The 22,989-nt window shown below is 60.6% G+C and carries 15 protein-coding genes and 1 pseudogene; 2 read left to right on the top strand and 14 right to left on the bottom strand.

Annotated elements, in window-relative coordinates; genetic code table 11:
* Positions 1-85 precede the first annotated feature (85 nt).
* The gene (locus ACU680_RS09320) at positions 86-967 is read left to right on the top strand and encodes a LysR family transcriptional regulator (RefSeq protein ID WP_448179272.1); all 882 of its coding nucleotides are present in this window, start codon (positions 86-88) and stop codon (positions 965-967) included.
* 133 nt (positions 968-1,100) lie between these two features.
* Here the strand turns inward: ACU680_RS09320 and ACU680_RS09315 are convergent, their stop codons facing one another.
* Positions 1,101-1,925, bottom strand: coding sequence for an SDR family oxidoreductase (locus ACU680_RS09315; protein ID WP_367083198.1), 825 nt, complete (start codon positions 1,923-1,925; stop codon positions 1,101-1,103).
* A 35-nt stretch (positions 1,926-1,960) separates the two neighbouring features.
* A complete protein-coding gene (locus ACU680_RS09310) occupies positions 1,961-2,425 on the bottom strand; it encodes a hypothetical protein (protein ID WP_007969553.1) in 465 nt (154 codons plus the stop codon).
* A gap of 178 nt (positions 2,426-2,603) precedes the next feature.
* Here ACU680_RS09310 and ACU680_RS09305 point away from each other — a divergent pair.
* Positions 2,604-5,407: pseudogene (locus ACU680_RS09305) on the top strand (RHS repeat domain-containing protein).
* A gap of 74 nt (positions 5,408-5,481) precedes the next feature.
* On the opposite strand, the gene ACU680_RS09300 reads toward ACU680_RS09305, so the two are convergent.
* From ACU680_RS09300 to ACU680_RS09245, 12 genes are all read right to left on the bottom strand, one after another.
* Positions 5,482-6,933, bottom strand: coding sequence for a mannose-1-phosphate guanylyltransferase/mannose-6-phosphate isomerase (locus ACU680_RS09300; RefSeq protein WP_007969551.1), 1,452 nt, complete (start codon positions 6,931-6,933; stop codon positions 5,482-5,484).
* A 209-nt stretch (positions 6,934-7,142) separates the two neighbouring features.
* Positions 7,143-7,799 carry an alginate O-acetyltransferase AlgF gene (locus ACU680_RS09295; protein ID WP_127651075.1) on the bottom strand — a complete coding sequence of 219 codons (657 nt, stop codon included), beginning with the start codon at positions 7,797-7,799 and terminating at the stop codon, positions 7,143-7,145.
* A gap of 15 nt (positions 7,800-7,814) precedes the next feature.
* A complete protein-coding gene (locus tag ACU680_RS09290; protein WP_027610920.1) occupies positions 7,815-8,987 on the bottom strand; it encodes an alginate O-acetyltransferase in 1,173 nt (390 codons plus the stop codon).
* 10 nt (positions 8,988-8,997) lie between these two features.
* Positions 8,998-10,563: an MBOAT family O-acyltransferase gene (locus ACU680_RS09285; protein WP_007969546.1), complete on the bottom strand. Its 1,566-nt coding sequence runs from the start codon at positions 10,561-10,563 to the stop codon at positions 8,998-9,000.
* Positions 10,564-10,811: 248 nt separating this feature from the next.
* Positions 10,812-11,936, bottom strand: coding sequence for a mannuronate-specific alginate lyase (locus ACU680_RS09280; protein WP_448179271.1), 1,125 nt, complete (start codon positions 11,934-11,936; stop codon positions 10,812-10,814).
* 8 nt (positions 11,937-11,944) lie between these two features.
* Positions 11,945-13,405, bottom strand: coding sequence for an alginate O-acetyltransferase (locus ACU680_RS09275; RefSeq protein ID WP_448179270.1), 1,461 nt, complete (start codon positions 13,403-13,405; stop codon positions 11,945-11,947).
* A 10-nt stretch (positions 13,406-13,415) separates the two neighbouring features.
* Positions 13,416-15,002 carry a mannuronan 5-epimerase AlgG gene (gene algG, locus ACU680_RS09270; protein WP_448179269.1) on the bottom strand — a complete coding sequence of 529 codons (1,587 nt, stop codon included), beginning with the start codon at positions 15,000-15,002 and terminating at the stop codon, positions 13,416-13,418.
* Positions 15,003-15,028: 26 nt separating this feature from the next.
* Positions 15,029-16,510 carry an alginate export family protein gene (locus ACU680_RS09265; protein WP_448179268.1) on the bottom strand — a complete coding sequence of 494 codons (1,482 nt, stop codon included), beginning with the start codon at positions 16,508-16,510 and terminating at the stop codon, positions 15,029-15,031.
* The gene (gene algK / locus ACU680_RS09260) at positions 16,507-18,018 is read right to left on the bottom strand and encodes an alginate biosynthesis TPR repeat lipoprotein AlgK (RefSeq protein ID WP_448179267.1); all 1,512 of its coding nucleotides are present in this window, start codon (positions 18,016-18,018) and stop codon (positions 16,507-16,509) included. The genes ACU680_RS09265 and algK overlap by 4 nt, the downstream gene beginning before the upstream one ends.
* Before the next feature lie 9 nt (positions 18,019-18,027).
* Complete coding sequence (locus ACU680_RS09255; protein WP_098967301.1) at positions 18,028-19,197, bottom strand: alginate biosynthesis protein Alg44; 1,170 nt, start codon at positions 19,195-19,197, stop codon at positions 18,028-18,030.
* 35 nt (positions 19,198-19,232) lie between these two features.
* A complete protein-coding gene (alg8, locus tag ACU680_RS09250) occupies positions 19,233-20,714 on the bottom strand; it encodes a mannuronan synthase (protein ID WP_448179266.1) in 1,482 nt (493 codons plus the stop codon).
* Between the two features lie 248 nt (positions 20,715-20,962).
* The gene (locus ACU680_RS09245) at positions 20,963-22,279 is read right to left on the bottom strand and encodes a nucleotide sugar dehydrogenase (protein ID WP_448179265.1); all 1,317 of its coding nucleotides are present in this window, start codon (positions 22,277-22,279) and stop codon (positions 20,963-20,965) included.
* Positions 22,280-22,989 lie beyond the last annotated feature (710 nt).

Genomic DNA, 22,989 nt, shown 5'->3' with positions numbered 1-22,989 from the left:
GCAGGGTAGGGCGCTTGTGGCGTTAGGAAAACGCTGGTTTGCCTGCTAGTTTGTCAAAATTATTTTGACAGGGAGTGCGCTGGACATGGTCAGCCTTGACCGTTTTGACACCTTCAAAGCCGTGGTCGAGGCCGGGTCGCTGACGGCCGCCGCCGATACCCTGTGCCAGACCCGGGCGGTGGTGAGCTTCAATCTCAAACGCCTGGAAGAAGAACTGGGCGTCACCTTGCTCACGCGCAACACCCGGCAACTGGCCCTGACCGATGCCGGCGAGCGCTTCTATCGGCGTTGCCTGCGCACCCTCGACGAAGCGCGACTGGCGATCGAGGAGGCGCGTTCCGAGCATTCGCAACTCAAGGGCACGTTGCGCATCACCACCACCGTGGAGTTTGCCCTGGCCCAGGTGGTGCCGGCGCTGGAAGTGTTTCGCCAGCAACAGCCGCAATTGAACATTCACCTGTCGACGTCCTCGACCCACGCCGATCTGATCTCCGAACGTTTCGATATGGCGATCCGTCTGGGGCGCATGCACGATTCCAACCTGCGCGCGGTGCAGTTGTCGACGTTCGAAGTGTTTGCGGTGGCCGCGCCGCAGCTGGTCGAGCGCTTTGCGCCGGTTGCCACGCTGGCGACGCTGGAGTCGATGCCGACGCTGGGCCATGGCCGCGTCCCGGAAATGACCGTTACCGACCCGACCGGCAGCGAGCATGTCTACCAGCCAAAACCGGGAACCACCGCCATCGTCGCCGACAACTCGGCGACGCTCAGGGCGTTTGCGCTGACCGGGCAAGGCGTGGCGATTTTGCCGCAGTGGTTGATTCAGGAGGATCTGCAGGCGGGGCGATTGGTGCGATTGCTCGCCGATTACCGCTTTGCCCAACAGGGTGTTTACGCGTTGTACCCGGATACCCGGCATTTGCCGCTGAAGGTGCGGGCGTTTATTGATTTCATGAAGGGTTGGGGCTGAGGATCTCGAGTGATTGTTCCGGCCTCTTCGCGGGCAAGCCACGCTCCCACAGTTTTTGTGTCGCTCTGGATATCCGTGTACACCGCAAAACCCTGTGGGAGCGTGGCTTGCCCGCGATAGGAGCACCTCGGTCTCAGAGCTGGCCGCGCAACCCGAACCGTTTCATCAACGTCGACTCCAGCAACCCCTTGGGCAACAACGTCGCCAGCAACGGCAACGCGCGGCTGCCATTGCCAATGCGGATCAATCTTGGCGGCGTGCCCTGCTGCACAGCCTTGAGTAATTGCGCCGCAAACTCAGTGGCCGGCGTCGGTTTGTCCTGCGAGGCCTTGGCCCGCGCGCGAATCCCCTCACGCAATGGAAACCACGGCGACTGTTCGTTGATCAGTTGCTCGGCCTCATGCCCGGCATTCTTGGCGAAGCTCGACTGGATCGCCCCCGGCTGTACCTCCATCACGCGAATGCCGAACGGCGCCAGCTCCATGCGCAACGCATCGCTCAAGGCATGCACCGCCGCTTTCGAAGCGCAGTAGGCGCCGGCGAACGGCGTCACCAGAACCCCCGACACACTGCCGATATTCACCACCAGCCCCTTGGCCCGGCGCAGCACCGGGAACAGTGCACGAGTCACGCCGACAATCGAGAACACATTGGTTTCGAACTGACGCTGCATGGCCGGCACGCCGCCATCGAGCAGCGGCCCCATCGCGCCATAACCGGCATTATTGATCAGCACGTCGAGGCCGCCGTGTTGCTGGTTGATGCGCTCGGCGAGTTGTTCCAGCGCCACGCTGTCATTGACATCCAGCGCGATGGCGGTGAACCCGGCAGCGGCGAGGGTCGCAACATCATCAGGCTTGCGCGCACTGGCCCAGACTTCGTAACCGGCGGCTTTGAACGCATCGGCGAGGGCGCGGCCAATGCCGCTGGAGCAACCGGTAATCAACGCAACGGGCATGGCGCATTCCTTGTGCAAAAAAGTGGGGAAGGGGATCAGTCGGAGAAACTGCCCTGCAAGCGCTCGGCGCGAAACTCCAGGGTTTGCGGACGGTAACCGGGGCGCAGCGGTGGCATCGGCAAGCAGTCTTCCCAGTCGCCGCCGGCCTGCAATTCACCGGGGCCGCGATAGCGTGGCGCGGTGTATTGGTTGTCGGCCAGATTCACCGTGTCACCCGGCGCATAGGCTGCGATGCGCCAGCGCAGTTCGGTCAAAGGCACGTCGTTGCCGTTTTTCATTTTCAGTTGCAACGGGCGATCCGCCGGGCACTGTTCAGGGGCGTAGGCAATGCGCATCTCCAGACGCGCCAGTTGCTTGAGTTCGCGGTTGTCCAGCCACACCACCCACACGGCCACCAGGCCCAGACCGATAGCCGCGGCCACGGAGACCGGCACAGCCTTGGCGGGATAGCGCAGCAGCAGAATCAACCAGGTGATGATCAGCAGGATGCCGATGAACATGAGGGAACGCTCCTTGGTTCGTGAGTACCATCCTACCGGAGGGCCGGCACAATGGACATTCGCGCGTATTCCGAATGTACCGTCAGTCGATACTGTAATTTCTGACAGTTGAAAATCGCAAAGCGCGGATGCTCTGATGCCCAGAAGCATGGTTAACGGTAGTGCCGGGAGCAAGCTGATGAACAAGCATGGCAAAACACCGACACTTTCGGTAAGCGACCCGCGCGGATTGCAGATTCGGACGGTTGGTTATTGGCGTGCCGAAGACCTTTGCCCTGCTCAAGCCCGCATCAATCGCACGATGCGTGACGCTGCCGGAAGGGTTGTTGAACAGTGGGATCCGCGCCTGTGGGCACTGCAAACGACCGAGCCGCTGACGCCTGCGAATCTGCGCACCCTTTATTCGTTGATCGGGCAAACGCTGCGCTCCGACAGCGTCGATGCCGGTACGCAGCTGGCGTTGTACGGGCCAGGTGCCGAGACGCTGTACGACTGGGACAGTCGAGAAACCTGGCGCGAGGTGCAACACGACCCGCTGCTGCGTCCGATTGCCGTGTTCGAAGAAGGTGCATCCGAGCCTCGGCGGTGCGTCGAACGTCTCACTTACGGTCAGCCCGGCGCGGGTGATACCTCGCGGAATCAGCTGGGCCAGTTGATTCGGCACGATGATCCGGCGGGTAGTGTGTGCTCGCAAAGCTTTGCAATCAGTGGGCAATGCATTGAAAGCACACGGCACTTCACCCTCGACCACAGCGTCGCCGATTGGCCGCAAAACGTTGATGACCGCCAGCGCTTGCTGGAACCCGGCGACGGTGCAACGACCCGCTGGCGCTTCGGGCCGCTGGGGCAGGTACTCGAACAAGTCGATGCACGTGATAATCGACAGGACCGCGAGTTGACGCTGGATGGTCAGTTGCGCGCCTGCCATCTGCAATTGCGGCACCAGACCAAAGCGCTAACGCTGGTGAGCGACATTCGTTACAACGCTGATGGGCAAGTCACTCAGGAACTGGTGGGCAATGGTGTGCTGACGACGCTGACCTATCAGCCCGAGGACGGTCTTCTGCTAACCCGCCATGCGAGGAAAGCCGGGGCCGAGGTATTGCAACATCTGATCTACGACTACGACCCGATGGGCAACTTGCTGAGCATCGAGGACAAGGCACTGCCGATCCGGTATTTCGCCAACCAGCGTATCGATCCTGTCAGTCGTTTCGATTACGACAGTTTCTACCAGTTGTATGTGGCCACCGGTTGGAAAGCAGGTGCTGCTACTCAAGGTCCGGCGTCCATCGGACGTGACGATCCGGCAGCAGTGAGCAATTATCGACAGACCTTCAACTACGATGAGTCCGGCAATCTGTTACTGCTGACGCATGTTGGCGCGCGCAATGGCCGCGAGCTCAAAGCCCGGAAGAGGAGATTGCCGCGGCGTTCGATCCCCGTGGCAATTTGCGAGCGCTGTATGCGGGGAGTTCATTGACGTGGAATCTGCGTAATCAGTTGCAATCGGTCACGCCGGTCGAACGTGCCAGCGGACCCAATGACCGTGAACACTATTGCTACGACGGTGCCGGCCAACGTGTGCGCAAGATTCGCTCACTCCAGACGAATGCCCGCGGCGTCACGGCCCAGGTGCGCTATTTGCCTGGGCTGGAGCTACGTACCGACACGGCCACCGGTGAACAACTGCAAGTGATCTGCGTCGAGGGCCACGTCAGCCGTGTACACGTGCTGCACTGGGAAAGTGCTCCGCCCACCGGTTCCAATGACCATTATCGGTACACGCTGACGGATCATCTCGGATCGATCTGCCTGGAACTGGGCGAGGATGCCCGGCTCATCAGTCAAGAAACATTCTTCCCGTTCGGTGGAACGGCGTGGAGCAAGGACACCGAGGCCAGTTACAAAACCCTGCGTTATTCGGCCAAGGAGCGCGATGCCACAGGTCTCTATTATTATGGCTATCGCTATTACATGCCGTGGTTGCAGCGCTGGTTGAATCCTGACCCGAAAGGCTTTATCGACGGGCCGAACCTGTACCAGATGGTGGGTAACTCGCCCATGGGCCATGTCGACACCGATGGTGGCGGAAAGACCGCCACATCTGAATTGGCTGACAGTGTGCAAAAGCAGCAGGCATTAATGAGCACGATGACCTCGGCGGCAGCGGACGTCAGAAATTCATTGCTCAATCACACTCAGGCGCGACACCGGTTTCAGGCCCTTGTCAGGCGCGTCGGGACGCAACTGGCCAGCAGTATGTTCAGCGCAGGCGCTCAAGCCGCAGGGGGCACGATTGGCACTGCAATGGGCAACGTGTTCGGACCGGTAGCCGGTTCGCTTGGGGGCAAGATTGGCACGAAGGTCGGCGATAAGTTGGCGGGTGCAGCCATCGACAAGTTGGTGGACACCTATCAGTTGAACCGACCTATCCATTTCAAAGGCAGCGAATTGAATCCCAAGGCTTTGGTTGAAAGCGTCGAGCCGAAAAAGAAGCTGAGCCTTGCCACAGTGAAACTGGAATTGGCAGCGCATGATCCGCGCACAGCCGACGGTCGATCACGATTGACCAAAATGGCGCGCGCCAAGGTCGAGGACAAAGTGATCGAGGCAGTCTCTGAAAAACTGGGAGCGCAAACTCGGGGGCTGTTCCAGACGGGACGGGAATTCATCCATGCAGCGCAGGGGATGAATGCCGAGGCGTTAAGCAACACTTACGAACATCTTTCGGCAGACATCGACATGGTCGAGTTCAGGACGCAAGCCATCCTGACCGAGCTGGCAACCACCGGCAGCTCGGATCCGGAGCTTTTCGAAGCGGTCTCCGACTTGTCGATGCAAACGTCCAGTACGGTGCAGGGCCTGCAGCGGACCCAGGACTTTATCGGACTGCTCGCACCGGCTCCTTACGCGGGAAGGCAGCAATCGCTGGGGGGACATTCCCGGCCAAGGCTGACCCGACAACATTCGTTGAGTTGAAAAAAGCCCCCGCCCAACCCACTGCGGATAGGGGACGCAGCGGGCTGGACGGGGGCTTCTTGTTCTGCAGATCGTTACTGCGCGATGGTTTTCACCGACACGCCGCGTTCGATCGGGGTGGAGCGACCGTAGATATCTTCGAAGCGTTCGATATCGTCTTCACCCAGGTACGAACCCGACTGCACTTCGATGATTTCCAGCGGGATCTTGCCCGGGTTGCGCAGGCGGTGCACCGAGGCGATCGGGATGTAGGTCGATTGGTTTTCGCAGAGCAGGAACACATTTTCATCGCAGGTCACTTCAGCGGTGCCGCTGACCACGATCCAGTGCTCGGCGCGGTGGTGGTGCATCTGCAGCGACAGGCAAGCGCCCGGTTTGACCGAGATGTGCTTGACCTGGAAACGCCCGCCCATGTCCACCGAGTCATACGAGCCCCACGGACGGTAGACCTCGCAGTGGTTCTGGGTTTCGCTGCGGCCCTGCTCGTTGAGGGTGTTGACCATCTGCTTGACGCCCTGAACCTTGTCTTTGTGGGCGATCATCATCGCGTCCTTGGTTTCGACCACGACGATGTTTTCCAGACCGATCACCGACACCAGTTTGCCGTTGCCGTGGATCATGCAGTTCTTGCTGTCCTGGATCACCACGTCGCCTTTGCTGACGTTGCCGTTGGCGTCTTTCTCGTTGACTTCCCACAGCGACGACCAGCAGCCGACATCGCTCCAGCCAGCGGTCAGTGGCACCACGCAGGCGCGTTGGGTTTTTTCCATGACGGAGTAGTCGATGGAATTGTCCGGGCAGCAGGCGAAGGTGGCTTCGTCAAAGGTGATGGTGTCGGCGTCCTGCTGGCTGCGCTCGAGGGTCAGCAGGCAGGTGTCGTAGATGTCCGGATCGTGCTTTTTCAGCTCTTCGAGGAAGCGGCTGGCGCGGAACAGGAACATGCCGCTGTTCCAGTAGTAGCCGCCGGATTCGACGTATTCGGTGGCGCGTTTGACGTCAGGTTTCTCGACGAAGTGCGAAACGCGGCTGACGCCTTCAGGCAGCAACGAATCGCCGGTGGATTTGATGTAGCCGTAACCGGTTTCCGGTTTGGTCGCCGGCACGCCGAACAGCACCATCTCACCGTTTTCGGCGGCGACGGTGGCCAGGGCGAGGGCGCGTTGCAGGGCTTTCTGGTCTTCCAGCACGTGGTCGGCCGGCAGCACCAGCATCAGTTCGTCGCGACCTTCATTGACCAGCATCATCGCGGTCAGCGCCACCGCCGGCGCGGTGTTGCGGCCGAACGGCTCCATGAGGATGCGCTGGCATTCGAGGTTACGGTTGGCCAGCTGTTCGTTGACGATAAAACGGTGATCCTTGTTGCAGACCACGATCGGCGTGTCCATGCCTTCGAACACCAGACGTTCCAGGGTTTGCTGGAACAGCGTGTGTTCACCGGTCAGGGCGAGGAATTGTTTAGGGAATTGCTTACGCGAAAGCGGCCAAAGACGTGAACCGCTACCACCTGACAAGATCACCGGAATCATATTGTTTACTCCATAAAATCGATTGGTTAGAGGCACGAACGTTGTGTCGTTTCACTCTTGTTTTTGTCTCGTTCTGAACGTTCACCTCGGTCCCTGTGGGAGCCTGGCTTGCCAGCGATGGCATCACCTCGGTGTATCTGCAGAACCGAGGTGTCTGCATCGCTGGCAAGCCAGCTCCCACAGGGAGCCGGGTCAGTTCGGAAAATCTGTTAGCGAGTCGACACCGGGCGTTTCACCCAGACTGGCGACAGGCTGCTGCCGGAACCGGTGACGTACAGCACCGCTGCTTCACCGCGCTCCAGCGCGACCGGTTTCACGTCGCCGACTTTCTTGTCGCCTTCGTACAGCGCCAGGCTGACTTTCACCGGGTTGATTTCACGCTCGCCACGGCCCTTGGCGGCCACGTTCGGCACCACGTCGGTCTTGCCGTCGGCGGTCTTCAGGGTCAGCGGCTTGTCGCTGAGGTTCTGCACGCGCACCAGGGATTTCTGCTTGTTCTTGAACGGTGGTTCTTCGATCAGTTGCGGCGCGCCGGATGCGTTGTTGACCAGGGTGTAGTAGTGGTCGCCGGCGAGTTTGACCGGCAGGGTCTGGCTGCCGATCTTGGCGCTGTAGTCACCGCCCGGCATGAAGCTGAAGTCGCTGCTGGCCAGTGGTGCAACGTCGCTCAGGTTGGTGCTGCCGACGGTGGCGCTGACTTCCGCGTTGCTGGCGTTGTAGACCCGCACGAAGGTCGAGCCTTTCGGCGCGGTCGGGCCGTACAGCGCGGCGTCACCACCGGCGAAAGCCTGGACCGACAGCACGCTCAGACCAGCAACCAGTGCGAAGCGTTTTGCGAGACGACGAGGAGTAGTTGTGAAAGTCATGGTGTTACCTCTCTTTCAGTTTTGCGCCCGATCGGGCGTCTCGGATTTAGTGTTGATGGCTACGTTTTGTTGGCGAGCACCGGCTTGTTTGAGCTCTGCGACCCACTGTGGGTCGGCGTCGCCGATTTCGTTGTTCACAGGCAGATATCGTTCAGGAAACTCCCAGATCAGCACCTGTGGCGGGCTGTTCTTGAAGTCATCGCTTTTCAGGTAGCTGAGCATCGGCAGAATCGGGCCATGGCCGTCTTCGGCGTAATTCACGACGTCGCTGTGCAGCGCCTGTTTCAGCGCACCGACGAAGTTCCAGTTGGGGTTGGCGCTGTAGCTGGTGCCGATCAGTGCGACCGGTACTTCGCTGCTGGCGAACAGTGCGTCGTCACCGGCAGGTTGCTCGGCGGCCACGGTGTTGCGCTTTTGCAGCGGCTCTTGCGCCGGCATCAGGTTTTCGAACAGCGGATCCAGCGGCAGGAACAGACGCAGGTCGCCCTTGTGCGTGACCTTCTCCGCTGGCGTGGTGACGAAGCGTTGCGGCTCGCCGCTGAGCGGGAACTTGTCGGCGATGGTTTTCGCCAGGGTGTTGGCGGCGATTTCAGCGCCTTCCGGGGTCCAGTGGGTGTCGGTGCGCAGGAACACTTGCTGACCGTTCTGCTTGGCTTTTTGCAGCGGGCCGAGCAGATCCGGGGCGAGGATCTTGTCTGCCGCGACACGGGCGTGGAAGTCCTGATAGAGGTTGGCGTGGATGCTCGCCGGCTTCACTTCACCCAGGTGTTCCGGGTACAGACGCACCTTGGCCGGCACGATCGCCATCACCAGTTTCACGCCTTTCTCTTTCAGAGTCTGGCGCACGCCTTCGACCAGCGCGTAGTTGCCTTGCAGGTTCAGTTCTTCGTTGACGATCGGGTTGAACTCTTCGTCGCTGTACAGCCACTGATCGCGACCGAGCACCACGCCTGGACGCCCTTCGTTGAACAGTTTGAAATCCAGCGCCGCCCAGAGGTTGGTGCCCAGACGCTTGATCGGAAACTGATCGTCGTAGTGGGTTTCCACGGCTTTGGTCCAGCGACCGTTGAGCACCGTCGCGTCGGCATTGGTGCTGAAGCCGAAGAAGCTGCGCACCGACCACAGACCGAGCACCAGCAGGGTCACCAGAAACAGCGCGATGTAGAAGATGCGTAATGAGCGGGTCATGTCAGATCCCTCAGAACTGGAAGTAAAGGAACGGCGAGAAGCTTTGCGCCGAGAGTTTGAGAATCGAGGCGATGAACAGCAGCAGGATCAGCCCGCGCATCACGTAGCGCGACCAGTCCGCCGTCCAGTAAGCCGGTTGCACCTGGGCTTCGACGCCGACGGTGTAGCCAGGCTCGTGGATGCTCGCCGGGTTTTCGCCAGGCGCGGCTTTGATCATGCCCGGGGTCGCGGTGGCAGGGCCGTTGGCCTCGACGTTGACTTCAGGTTTGCTCTTCACCGGAGGCTGGTTGGTGTACAGATCACGCAGGCCGAAGAACGCCAGGGTTGCGTACGCCACCACCAGGGTTGCCACTTGCAGACCGGTGAGGCTGGCGCGGTTGAGTTCCGACAGCGACCAGTCGCTGAAGCTGAACATCGCGCCGTACATGCGCCCGGCGACGTGCAGGTTTTCGGCACGGAAGATCACCCAGCCCATCACCACCAGCAGGAAGGTCAGCGCCCAGCGAATCGGGTTGAGGCTGCGCGGCGAGGTGTTGATGCCGAGCATTTTTTCGATCGCCAGCCACATGCCGTGCCAGGCGCCCCAGACGATGTAAGTGATGTTCGCGCCGTGCCACAGACCACCCAGCAGCATGGTCAGGAACAGGTTGCGATAGGTCATCAGCGTGCCTTTGCGGTTACCGCCGAGGGTGATGTACAGGTAGTCACGCAGCCAGGTCGACAGGCTGATGTGCCAGCGCCGCCAGAACTCGGTGATCGACTGGCTGATGTACGGCTGCTTGAAGTTTTCCATGAAGCGGAAACCCATCATCAGGCCCAGACCGATGGCCATGTCGCTGTAGCCGGAGAAGTCGAAATACAGCTGTGCGGTGTACGCCAGCGCGCCGAGCCAGGCATCCCCGGTGGTCGGGTTTTGCAGGGCGAAGCAGTGGTCGGCGACCACCGCGAGGGTGTCGGCGATGAAGACCTTCTTGATAAAACCCTGCATGAACCGCGTGCAACCTTCGGAGAACTTGTCGAGGGTGTGGGTGCGGTTGTTGAACTGGTCGGCGAGGTCGCGAAAACGCAAAACCGGGCCGGCAATCAGGTGCGGGAAGATCGCCACGAACGCTGCGAAGTCGATCAGGTTGCGTGTGGCCGGGGTGTCGCCGCGATACACGTCGATGATGTAGCTGATCGACTCGAAGATGTAGAACGAGATACCGATCGGCAGCAGCACGTGGGTCAGGATGAACGGCTCCAGACCGAACGAGGTCATGATCGCGTTGATGCTGTCCACGCCGAAGTTGGCGTACTTGAAGTAGCCGAGGATGCACAGGTCGACCGCCACGCCGAGCAGCAACCAGCGCTGTGCCGGTTTGGTGCGCACGCCGGCGGCACCGACTTTCAGGCCGATCCAGTAGTTCCACAGGGTGACGCCGGCGAACAGCGCCAGGAAGTCCACCCGCCACCACGCGTAGAACACGTAGCTGGCGATCAGCAGCAACAGGTTGCGATAGCGTTGCCCGCTCAAGTAGTACAAGCCGAGAAAGATCGGCAAGAACAGAAACAGGAACACGTTGGATGAAAATACCATCCCGATCTCTCCATGTTTGAACCAACAGTCAAGGGCCAAAGCCCCCCCAAACCCCCCACGAAAAACGGGGTGGTTGTATTGCATGCTGCGCACTTGCCTGTGGCGAGGGAGCTTGCTCCCGCTGGGGTGCGAAGCGCCCCTGAAAACCTGATCACACGGTGTGTCAGTCAATCCGTGTTCACTGGGTTACGACTGCTTCGCAGCCGAGCGGGAGCAAGCTCCCTCGCCACAGGGGAATATCGTCAGCCTTACGAACCCTTGTTGCCCTTTTCGTGCGACGGGTCGTAGACCTTGGTCAGGTCGCCACCCAGGCGGAAGGTCTTGAACGGTTGCATGCCGTGCTTCTTCTCGATCACATCCGCCGGGCAGGTGTAGAGCGTGCAGAACGGTTCGAGCCAGGCGAATTTCATGTCCTCTTTCAGGTCGGTCATGTCCTGCTCTTTGCCGTTCTTCTTCTCGAACTGGTCCGGGTCTTTCACCCCGGCCAGCACCCGATCTCCCAGACGCTTGAGCGCGCTGTTGTTTTCCTGACGCAAATCGACACCGTTGACCTGCGCAAAACTGGCGATCATCGCCAGTGGCGGCAGGGCGTAGTTGTGATAGGCGAGGGCGCGTTGCTGGCGCTTGAGTTCGTTGGGCAGGAAGCCGTCGGCATCGACCTGATTGACCCCGACCTTGTATTCCTTCACCGCCCAGTCGAACAGGTCGCGACGGTTGGTGGCGACGGCGGTGGCCATCACCGACCACGCGGCCCAGTACGAGTGGTTGTTGGTTTTTTCCAGCGGCAAGTTGTCCCAGTCACTGACCACCTGATCGGCCATCTTGCTGAACCACGCCTCGATCTGCTGCGCTTCTTGCTGATGCGTGGCCAGCGGATGCGAGTCGGAGAACTTCAGGCGAATGTACGAAGAGGCCATGCTGCCCAGCGCCCATTTGCGCATCGATTTGCCGGTGTGGTTGAAGTCTTTCGACATCAACGCATCGGCCTTGGCCCATGCAGTCAACCAGTTGAGCGTGCAGTCGAGCTGCTCCGGACGACCGTCGCGCATGAACTGCATGACGCGTTTGGCGGTGCCGCGCTCCAGCGTGGTGATGTCCTTGGTGGTGTCGCGGAAGGCTTTTTCCGACTGCACGTTCAGGGTCGCGCGGGCCTTGTCCGAGCCTTCGTATTTGCTGCGAAATTGCAGCGGCCCGGTGTACGGCGCGGGCATCGCATCGCAGCCTTCGCTGTTGTCGCCGGTCTTGAATTTATCCACCGGCGCAAAGTAGCCCTGCGGCGGACGCAGGGGCGCGGCGGCCTGAGTGGCCCCGGCGAACATCGCCAGGGTCAGCAGGGATGGCGCAAGCAAGTGTTTGATCGTTCGATTTCGCATAGCAGACCTCATTGCCCGAGCTGAGCGGTTTGTGGCCCAGCGCCCGGGAATACGTTGCGTTTGCAGATTTTCGCTTCGACTTTTTGCGGCGCGGTACCCGCTTCCGGGCCTTGGACTTCGACTGCCAGCAGATTTTGCGAGGCCCAGTCTTCGTCCGTGCGCAACTCAAAGGCGAAACGACCGTCGGTGTCGGAGGTTTCCGGTTTCTCGATCTTGATGTCCTCGTGGCGACCGTTCATGTACCAGAGGGTGGCTTGCAGGGTTTTCACCGAGGTGTCGGCGAAGCGGATGTCTACCTGATGGCTGCTGTTCTGCAGGTTCAGGTTCTTGCTGTTAACCAGCAGTTCCTGTTTGCCGCCAGGCTTGAGCGTGGTGCTGGCGGACATTTGCGTGTCTTTGCCTTCGCAGCCGTTATCGAGCAGCGACATCATCTGGCGGTAGATGGTCTCCTGGTCGAGGCGGTACAGCGGCGAGAATTCCCAGATCAGAATCTTCGGCGGGGTCTTCTGGAATTCGTCGCTACCGAGGTACTGCAGCATCGAACCTTCGAGACCGCCGCCGGGGAAGGCGACGTTGAGAATGTCGGCGCCAATGGCCTCTTCGAGGAAGCCGGCGAAGTTGTAGTTCTTGCCGCTGTGCGAGGTGCCCACGAGGGTGATCTGCGGGTTGCCGGAATCACCGAACAGGTCGCCGTCACCGGCCTCGCCTTTCGGCTCGGTGGTGAACTGGTCCATGTACTGGATCGCGTAACTGGTGCCGCACAGTTGCCCGGCCATGTTGTGCAGGGTGCCGGTCTTGCCCATGCGCCCGGTGCGCTTGGTCTCGAATTCACGCTTGGGAATGTCGGCGAAGGCCGGGATCTGCTTGACCTTCTCGGCCACGATTTTCGCTGTGCGCTGAGCGCCGTACGGGGTCCAGTGCTGGTCGCCGCGGAAGTAGAAATCGTGGGCGGGCAGGGTGTCCGGCAGCGATTCGTTGGTCAGCGGCGACAGGTCCGGCACCACGTAACCCATCTGCGCGAAACGGCCGAGCATGGTCTTGTAGTTGCCCAGCGCTTTCTCGTAATCAAACGCGGCTTTTTCCTGCGGGTTAAGCTTGTTGCGGTTCACCAGGCCACGGGTCGGCTGATAGACGATCACCAGTTCGACACCTTTGGCCTTGAACGCATCGTGCAGCTGTTGCAGGCGTTTGTAGCCGGCCGGGGTGGTGTTGAACTCGGTGCGCAAATCTTCCTGGGTACGGAACAGCCAGTCGCCCTGCGCCTGCACCAGGGTGGTGAAGTTCTGCTGGTAGCGCGTGGTGTAGTTCTTCGCGTCATGGGCGGCCGGGCACAGGTTGCAGCACGGTTCGGCGCTGAATTTTGGCGGCGTGGCGCCCGCCGCTTCATCGGCGCGGGCGCCTTGACTGGCCGCCAGAATGCCCACGGTCAGGGCCGACAGGCTGAGTAATTTGATCAAGTGTGGGTGCATAAAATTATCCTCAGTCCCGCAGTTCGGTCTGGCGTTCGACAGGGTCGATCAGTACGGCTTTCTGCTGGCGCACCAGCAGGTCGAGAATTTCATCCTGGCGCTCTCCGAGGATGCCGTTGAAGCTGATGCCGCTGGATTTGGTCGGCGCCAGCATCGATACCCGATACAGCTCGACGCTCAACGGCGAGTCGATGGCCATCGGCCCGCTGCCGTTGGCCGCCAGTTCACCGCCGACCACGATCAGCGAGACTTGCGCGTCGAACGGGTCGAGCTTGATGTCACGGTCGGTGTCGGTCAGATCCTTGATGTGGCCGTAGACGCCGGTCAGGCCGTTGGCCATGGCGACGTTTTCGTAGAGGCGGATGTTCACGCTGTTACGAATGCGGATGCCGTGGCGCTTGTTGCTGATGACCTTGTTGCCCCACAGCAGGTTGTCGGCGGACTCGTAAAGCGTGATGCCGTCGGTGTGGTTCTTGTAGATCTCGTTGTAGGCGATGATGTTGTTGACGCTGTTACGGTCGATCACCAGGCCCGAGAGATGGTTGTCGTAGCTCTTGTTGTTGAAGATGAAGCTGTCGTTCACTTCGCGGGAAATGATGATGCCGTGCTTCTTCTTCGTACCGTGGACGGTGTTCTCGGCAATGATCAGACCGTGGGAACGGTCGTGCGGGTCGATGCCGTAGACGATGTTGTCCTTGTAGGTGTTGCCCTTGACCACGAAGTCGCGGGTCTCGTAGCAGTAGAAGCCGTACCACATGTCGGAGAATTCGGAGCCGACGATCCAGCCGGTCGGCTCGGGACGCTTGAGCACCTTGGCCATGTTCGGCGTGTACTGGGAAATACTCACCCCGTACGACTTACTGTTGGCGTAGCCGAAACTGGCCATCTTGCTGTTGACGATGTAGGTCTCGGTGCCGCCCCAGGCCAGCAGAAACGGACGGAATTCCTTCGGCGAACGGAAGGTTGCCGGGCCGTTGTCCTTCTCGCGCCAGCCGGTGACTTTGGTGTCACGCACGAACAGCTGACCGTCGTTGACCAGGAACGAGCCGGCCTCTTGCGACAGACGCAACTCCTGGGTCTGGCCGTCGATTTCGAGGATGCCTTTACGGCCGACCACGATCGGCAGCTTCGCCAGGTACACGCCCGGCGAGGTCTCGCTGAAGTACTGCTTGGGCAGCTTCTGCGCCAGATCCTTGAGGTTCAGGTAACCGTCGTCGACGAAGATCGCCTGCGGGATGCCGTGCTGACGCACCACCCATTCGGCCATCTTGTTGTCGCCGCCGATGAAGTCCTTCAGCGCGTCTTCCTGCATCATCCGGCGCACGCTGATCTTGCCCGGTTTGCTGCGATTGATCTTCGCGGCAGCGGCTTCGGCGGTGAAGCCGGAAAGGTCGGGCAGTTTCGGCTTGGCCAGTTCCAGCGCCTCGGTCGGCGCGCTGCTGACGGTGTAGGTCTTGGCTTGTTGCAGCTCTTTGGCGGTGGTCACCGGTTTGCCCTGTTGAGGCATGGCCGGTTCCACCGTGGCGAACGCGCCAGCAGAGGCCAGCAGCATGGCGCCGGCCAACAGGCTGAGCGAGCCTTTCCTTGCATGGTGCATGTCGGGCACTCCCTTGGCGGTTTGCATCAGAAGCGCCAGATCACGTCGATGAACGCGCGGTGCATGTACGAATCGACCTGGCTGCCATAGGCATCACCGGGCTTGAACACGCCGCCACGGAAACGCACCAGCGCCGACGGTTCGTCGATCGACTGGCTCAACGCCGCTGGCAACAGGCCTTGCTTGAAGTACTTGGTCACCACCAGGTCCATTTCCTGACCCAGATCCTTGTTGCCATCCTGCAGCGGCAGCGAGGTGCTGGAGAGGATCGCGCCGGTGACGTCGTCGGTGTTGTTTTCCACGGCATTGATGCCGTTGCTGCCGACCGGCTTGTTGCCGTCCACACGCCAGAACTTGTGGTAGATCAGGCTGGCGTCGTACTGGTCGTTGAGCATCCACGAACCGAACAGGGTGGCGGTCTGCATGTTGTTCATTTCGCCACGGAACGCTTCGCCGAAACGATGCACGCGCGAGCGGGTACCGGTGTAGTTGGAGCGGTTGCTCTCCAGCCCGTTCTGCTGGTAATCGGCGCTGGCGCGGGCGTAGGCCGCACCGACCTGCCACTGCGGATCGAGGCGCAGACGCACGCCCAGATCGGTGGCCCAGCCGTTGATGTCATCACTGCGCTTGGCTTGCGCCGGGCGGCTGCCATCGGCGTTCAGCGGGTTGACCGAATCGAGGTCGCCGCTCATGCCGGTGATGCTGCCCCAGTAGTTGACGGTGTTGGTGTTGCGCCAGTTGTAGGCGTCGCTGTCGGCAGTCAGGCCGAGCCAACTGATGTCGCCGTTCTGGGTTTTGTCGAGGGTGTCGCGGGGCACGCCCGGTTCGGCGTAATCGAGCTTGCCGTCATCGTGGGTGTGGTGGCCGCGAATGCCGACCCAGTTGCCCGGTGTCCACTGATAGGCGGCATCGGCGTAAGCGTGCAGGCGATCCTTGTCTTTCGGTGCCAGCTCTTTGAGGTCGGTGCGGTATTCGCTGAAGCGTTCGGCAACACCGACGTTGGCACGCAACAGGGTGGTGTCGAAGGTCCAGTTCAGCGCTTCGATGTTGGTGTCGCGCCATTGGCCGTCGTCATTGCGCAGGCGCTGGCGACCGAGCTTGAGCATCTCGCCGGGGTACGGCGTCAGGCCGCTGTAGCCGACCCAGAACTCGCGCATCGCCAGATAGTTTTTCTTGGTTTTGCGGTCGCTGTTGTCGGTGGTTTGCTCACCGTCGGACTGCTGCAGGGTGTCGGTCTCGATGATGTCGGTCGAGGTCACGGCCTGACCCATGGCGTAGGCACTCCACGCGCCGCTTTCGCCGTAGACCCACGGACGCAGATCCAGGCCCACACCGTTGACGTCGCCGCCGCTGGCGGTGCCGAGGTCGCGGTCGTCTTCGGACTGGCCGGTGATTTTCACTTCCAGGCCGAAGTTCTTGGTTTCAGTGATCGCGGCCAGTGTCGGGCAAGACCAGATCAGCGCGAACGTGAGGCCAATGCCGGCCTTCACAAAGGGATTCAACTTCATAGGGATTCCTCGCCGTCTTCTTCTTGCAGGGCGTGCAGTTGCAGCGTGTTCTGGTTCAGGGCGCCACGGCTGGCCTGTTCCTGTTGCAGCAGGCGCTGGGCTTCGGCCAGACGCTCGGGCGGCAATTGCGCGGCCAGGGTGGTCGCCAGTTCATCGGCTTGCGGGGTGTTCTGCGCCTTGGCCAATTGGCTGAATACGTAGGCGTTGAGCGGGTCGGGTTTGGTGCCCTTGCCTTGGGAAAACAGTTGGGCGATGGCGAAATCGGCGCTGTTCTGGCCGTTGCGCGCGGCGGTCAGCAGATGGTCGAGAGCCTTCTGCGGATAGACCTTGCCCAGGTAACCACGGCGATAGATCTGGCCGAGGTAGTAGTCGGCGGCGACTTCACGGCCGACGGCTTTCTGGAAGTGTTCTTCGGCGACTTTCGCGTCGGCCGGCACCAGTTTGCCTTCGTAGTAGAGCTTGCCCAGCAACAGTTCGGCGCGCGGCTGGTCGGCCGCGCGGCCGTTGTCCAGGTACTTCATCATCTGCTCGACGTCGCCCAGTTCCGGGAAGTCGTAAAGCAGTTGCGCGAGGGTCACCCACGACGCCGGGTAGCCCGGGGCGATCGGTTCGAGCAGCGACTGCGCGGTTTTCTCGTCGGTCTTGCCGAGGGTCGAATCGGCCAGCACGCGGGCCACCGAATCGACGCGCTGCGCACTGACCGTGCCACGGCTGTAACCGGCCTGCATCTGCTTGATCAGCTCGGCCTGTTGCTCAGGCTGGGCACGTTTCTGATAGACCGTGGCCAGTTCGACGTAGCAGATGTCGGTGGTGTTGAGCGCGGCTTTGCAGATCTTCTCCACGTCATCCAGATGCTGGTCGTAAGTGCCCTGAGTGCGATACAGCAGCACCTGCGCCAGACCGGCTTCCGGGTAGCCGGACTTGCGCCACTGATCGATCTGCTGCTGTGCGTTGATGTTCGGGAAGCTGTGCGGAAATTGCAGGTACAGCATCGCCAGCGGGATCAACGTGTTGCCTTCGCCATTGGCGGCGGCTTTTTTCAGCAGGCTTTCGGCTTCGTGGTGCTCGGCTTCGGTGGAACCCGGTTTGGCTACCAGCAGGCGACCGAGACGGGCCTGGGCCCGTGGCGAAACATCGGCGGCGGCGCGGTAGGTGGCCTCGGCCTGTTTGATCTGCTCGGGGTCGCGGCTGTCGACCTGGATATCGGCGAGACCGACTTGCGCCTCGCTGTAACCCAGATCCGCCAGCGCGCGGTAGTTCTGCGCGGCGGTGGCGGTGTCGCCACGCTTGAGCGCTTCGTTGGCCAGACGCTGGTCGGGCAGGCCGGCGCAACCGGCCAGACTGACGGCCAAAGCCAGCGAGCACACCATATGACCTTTGTGGGAGCTGGCTTGCCAGCGATTCAGGCGACTCGGTGTGTCAGACAGACCGCAGTGATCCAATCGCTGGCAAGCCAGCTCCCACAGGGATCGCGGTGTTCTCAGGAGACTGATGATGGTCACAGGCATGTCCTCGACTTAAAGACCGGCAGCCATGGCTTTGTCGATCAGCCAGTTCAGGTTCGGGCCACGGTCGCTGTTCACTTCCACCGGGCGCCCGGCGAAGCTGCTGTCCAGCGGTTCGTCCGGCTGGATCTGCACGCGGATGTCGGAGGACAGGTCGGCGCTTTTCAGGCTGGTGCTGCTGACGATCTTGCCGGTGCGGGTCTGGTCTTCGCCGGCGATCTGGAAGCTCACCGGGGTGCCCGGACGCACGTCGCCGAACTGGCGATAGGAGAAGCGTGCATCGACGGTGGCCTGGGTGTTGCGCGGCACCAGGGTGAAGATCACGTCGCCCTTGCTCGCGTACTGACCGTCAGCCACCAGTTGCTGGGCCACGGTGCAATCACACGGCGAAGTCAGGGTGCCGGTCATTTGTTTGCCGAACAGTTCTTCGACCTTGGCCGGTTGCAACTGGTCTTCGTCGAGATGGCCCTTGAGTACGTCGAGCATGCTGGTGCTGAAGGTCGCCAGCGGCGCGCCTTTGGCGGCGACGCCGTCGGACTTGACCAGGCTCTGCACGGTGCCGTCACGCGGCATGGTGATGTTCATCCCCGGCACGCTGACCAGACCTGCTTGCGCGTGGCTGACGAAGTACATGCCGTACACCGACTTGAAGACGAAACCGAACGCCACCAGGCCGATGGCGAAAATACCGGCGCTGAAGGTCACGGCTTTTAGCCGCCCGAACGGGGTCATGCCGCTGCCGCCGTCCTTGACCTTGCGCGCCTTGGTGAAGTTATCGCGCTGCAGGGTCGCCAACACTTCACCCATGCTGACGATGTCGCCGGCCAGGTGCGAAGTGATCAGGTGGCGCAGGGTGGAAATATCCTGCGGTTCCAGGTTCTGGAACTGGCAACCGGCGCGGCCGCTCTGGCGATCGTAGGAGCGCACTTGCAGTTCGACGTCCATGGCCAGGCCGAGGTTGTCGATGACGAATTGCAGGCGTGCCTTGTACACCTCGCCGAGGGTCAGCGGCAGTTGCCCGGCGTTGAACGCCAGACCCCCGGCGGACAGGTCCAGGACCCGCGCTTCGACCGGCGTCCGGTCCGGGCCGAAGAAGCGCAGTTTGGCCGGGATTTTCACTCGGGCGTGCTGACGCTGGGCTTCGGATTCATGCACTACGTTGGCGTTGACGGCGGTATTCATGGGGGCGATTTCCTTGTTAATTCAATAGGGGCAGGTCAGACCATCATCAGCAGCACGGCGACGAAAATGCTGCCGGCGGAGAAGGTCATGGTCCGAGACGACCAGGTGTTGAACCAACGTTGAAAGCTGGCGAGATCACGGGTCAGGGAAGTGGGTTGGCGTGTCCAGGATTGTTGGTCGAGGCGGAAGAACACGTAGATCTTCACCAGCGCACCGACGATCTGGTTGTAATACAGAATCACCGGGTAAGCCGGGCCGATCCGGTGACCGGAGCACGACAGCAACAGGGTCAGAATCAGGCGGGTGATGCCGATCCACAGCAGGTAGGCGAGGATGAACGCACCGCCGTACTTGAAGCTGGCGATGATCGCCACGGTCAGGCCCAGCAGCGAGGTCCACATCGACACGCGCTGGTCGAACAGCACCACCGAGGTGAAAGCGCCGAGGCGTTTCACACCCAGGCCCAGCGCTCGCGAGTTCTGGCGCATGTTGTTGCCGTACCAGCGGAACATCAGTTTGCGGCTGGCCTTGATGAAGCTCTTTTCCGGCGGATGCTCAACGGTGTTGATCGCGGCGTCCGGCACGTAGAAGGTGTCGTAACCCAGGCGCATCAGGCTGAACCAGCTCGACTTGTCGTCGCCGGTGAGAAACTTGAAACGGCCCAGGCGCCAGTGCTGCAGCGAGTCGCTTTCGACGTCGGCGATGAACTCCGGATCGGTCACCACGGTGGCGCGGAACACCGACATGCGCCCGGTCATGGTCAGCACGCGCTTGGACAGGGCCATCGAGCACATGTTGATGTGGCGCTGGGCGAAACGCAGCTTGTGCCATTCGCTCATGATGTAGCCGCCGCGCACTTCGCAGAACTCGTTGGTGGTCAGGCCGCCGACATTGCCGAACAGCTGGAACCACGGCACGGTCTTGCGCACGGTGCCTTCGCCGAGCACGGTGTCGCCGTCGATCACGGCCACTACGGCGCGGTCGTCCGGCAGGTGGCGAGAGATCGCGCGGAAACCGTAGGCCAGGCCATCACGCTTGCCGGTGCCGGGAATGCGCACGAAGTCGAGCTTCACGCGGTCCGGCGGATTCATCCGCGCCCACAGCGCTTTCACCAGCAGCTCATCGGACATTTCGACGATCGAGCAGACCACGGTGGTCGGCAGTTCGCAGTCGATGGCTTCGCGGATCACCGAGCTGTAGACCTGCGCGGTGGTGAGCGCGTCGATGCGGAAACTGGTGACCATCAGAAACACATGCGACGGATCCGCCGCTTTACCCAGCTTGCGCACTTTGCGGCGCAGGTGTGGGTAAACGATGTAGAGAAAAATCATGCCGCGCACAAAGTGCGTTGCACCCATTGAGTAGCGCCAGATACCCACGGCGCCAATCAGGAAAATAAAGTCCTTCGACTCGGAGTCGAACGTGGACGTGGGCAGCATCAAGGCCAGGCCCATCAACACACTGAGGTAAAACAGCCAACCGGCGGCCTGAAGTAGGCCGTGCTTTAGCCTGTGCATAATCTGCATCCGTCTCTATCTCGGGCCGGGCCCGATGGGGTTAAGGCAGGCTTACAAAGAACTGCAATGTCACGCGCAATTCGGACGAACCCTGTGTAGGAGCTGCCGAAGGCTGCGATCTTTTGATCTTCCCCGGTTCACTCAGAACTCAAGTGCGCCGGGTAAAGATCGCAGCCTGCGGCAGCTCCTGCATTTGGGTTCACAGAGGTCGCGCGGCGTCGCGGATGCGGCGCCGTGCAACGTCTGCTTTACCAGCAGATACCTTCAGTGCGAGTACCTGGGTTGGTGGCTTTGGCCATGAAGCCGACCAGGTCGATGACCTGTTTGCCATGCGGTGCTTGCTGGGCCAGCGAGCGGAATTTCTCGTCGCGGTTGCCGAGGATGATCACGTCGGAGTTGTCGATCACCGAATCGAAGTCCGAGTTGAGCAGGGACGATACGTGCGGGATTTTCGACTCGATGTAGTCCTTGTTCGCGCCGTGAACTCGGGCGTACTCGACGTTGCTGTCGTAGATACTGAGGTCGTAACCCTTGCCGATCAGCATTTCGGCCAGTTCCACCAGCGGACTTTCGCGCAGGTCGTCGGTACCGGCCTTGAAGCTCAGGCCGAGCAGGGCGACTTTACGTTTGTCGTGGCTTTCAACGATGTCGAAGGCGTTCTGCACTTGCGATTCGTTGCTGCGCATCAGCGAGTTGAGCAGCGGCGCTTCGACGTCCAGCGAACCGGCGCGGTAGGTCAGGGCGCGCACGTCTTTCGGCAGGCACGAACCACCGAAGGCGAAGCCTGGGCGCATGTAGTACTGGGACAGGTTGAGGGTCTTGTCCTGGCAGACCACGTCCATCACTTCACGACCATCGACGCCGACCGCTTTGGCGATGTTGCCGATCTCGTTGGCGAAGGTCACTTTGGTCGCGTGCCAGACGTTGCAGGTGTACTTGATCATCTCGGCGACCGCGATGTCCTTGCGGATGATCGGCGCGTCGAGTTCTTCGTACAGCGATTGCAGAACGTCACCCGAGGCCTTGTCGAACTCGCCGATGACGGTCATCGGTGGCAGGTCGTAGTCCTTGATCGCGGTGGATTCACGCAGGAATTCCGGGTTGACCGCGACGCCGAAGTCGACGCCGGCCTTCTTGCCCGAGCAGTCTTCGAGGATCGGGATCACCACGTTGGCGACGGTGCCCGGCAACACGGTGCTGCGCACGACGATGGTGTGGCGGGTGGTTTTCTCGCGCAGCACGAAACCGATCTCGCGGCACACGGCCTCGATGTAGTTCAGTTCCAGGTCGCCGTTCTTCTTGCTCGGCGTACCGACGCAGATCATCGACAGGTCGGTGTCACGGATCGCCTCGGCGAAGTTGGTTGTACCGCGCAGACGACCGGTCTCGATACCTTGAGCCAGAAGTTCGCCCAGACCCGGTTCAACGATCGGCGATTTACCGGCGTTGATCATGTCGATCTTGTCTTTGGCAACATCGACGCCAACCACGTCATGGCCCCGTGCAGACAGGCAACCGGCACACACTGCGCCAACGTAACCCAAACCAAATATGCTGATGCGCATCGCAATTACCTCTGTGTTTTATCAAGCCATTAGATGGCCGGAGTTAATGGTGTTCAGCGGTCATAGTGCACTCGAAAGTGCGGCATACAGGCGCCACAATGCCGTGTGCAGGCATACTAAGTTCCGAGTGTCTAAATAAGTGCACTCAAGATGTGCGCAACTAGGCCTTAGTTGTTATGACTTGCCCTGTTATGCAGCGGATCTTCTTTGTGGAAGACTCTGGTGCATGTGTCTTGTCCGCTTGATGTCGGACGTAACGCCCGTAGATCAAGGGATTGGTTGCTCAGGCGAGCACGTTTACAGGGGCGCAGCCTTGGCCTTGTAGAGGATGTTTATGGTGCGTATCACCTATCCATCGTTAATCGATCAGATGAGTGAACCATCTAGGCAAGTTGCTGTGACAACTTGGTTACATGGTTCTCCGCTCTGCGTAAGTTATCTCGTACAAACTCGGCGAGAATCGTTACCGGTGGTATGAGCTATGCATTTGGACATAGTTCCTACCCGCTCATCGCGAAATCTGAAATTTTTTGAAATATTGCCAAAGATGGCACTGGTCTCAATTTGATAGCACTTTCGATTTGGGCCTTTGTTAATCGGTGCGTAATCGAGCTAGATAGTTTTGTGCCACTACCGTAAAAAAATTTACGTGCCACTACTGAAAAAAAGTGCGGCTGTCGAGTGAAACTAAAATTAGAATCGGGGAGGAC

The sequence above is a fragment of the Pseudomonas sp. LF020 genome (genome assembly GCF_053456425.1).
This window is presented reverse-complemented; position numbering and strand designations above follow the sequence as displayed.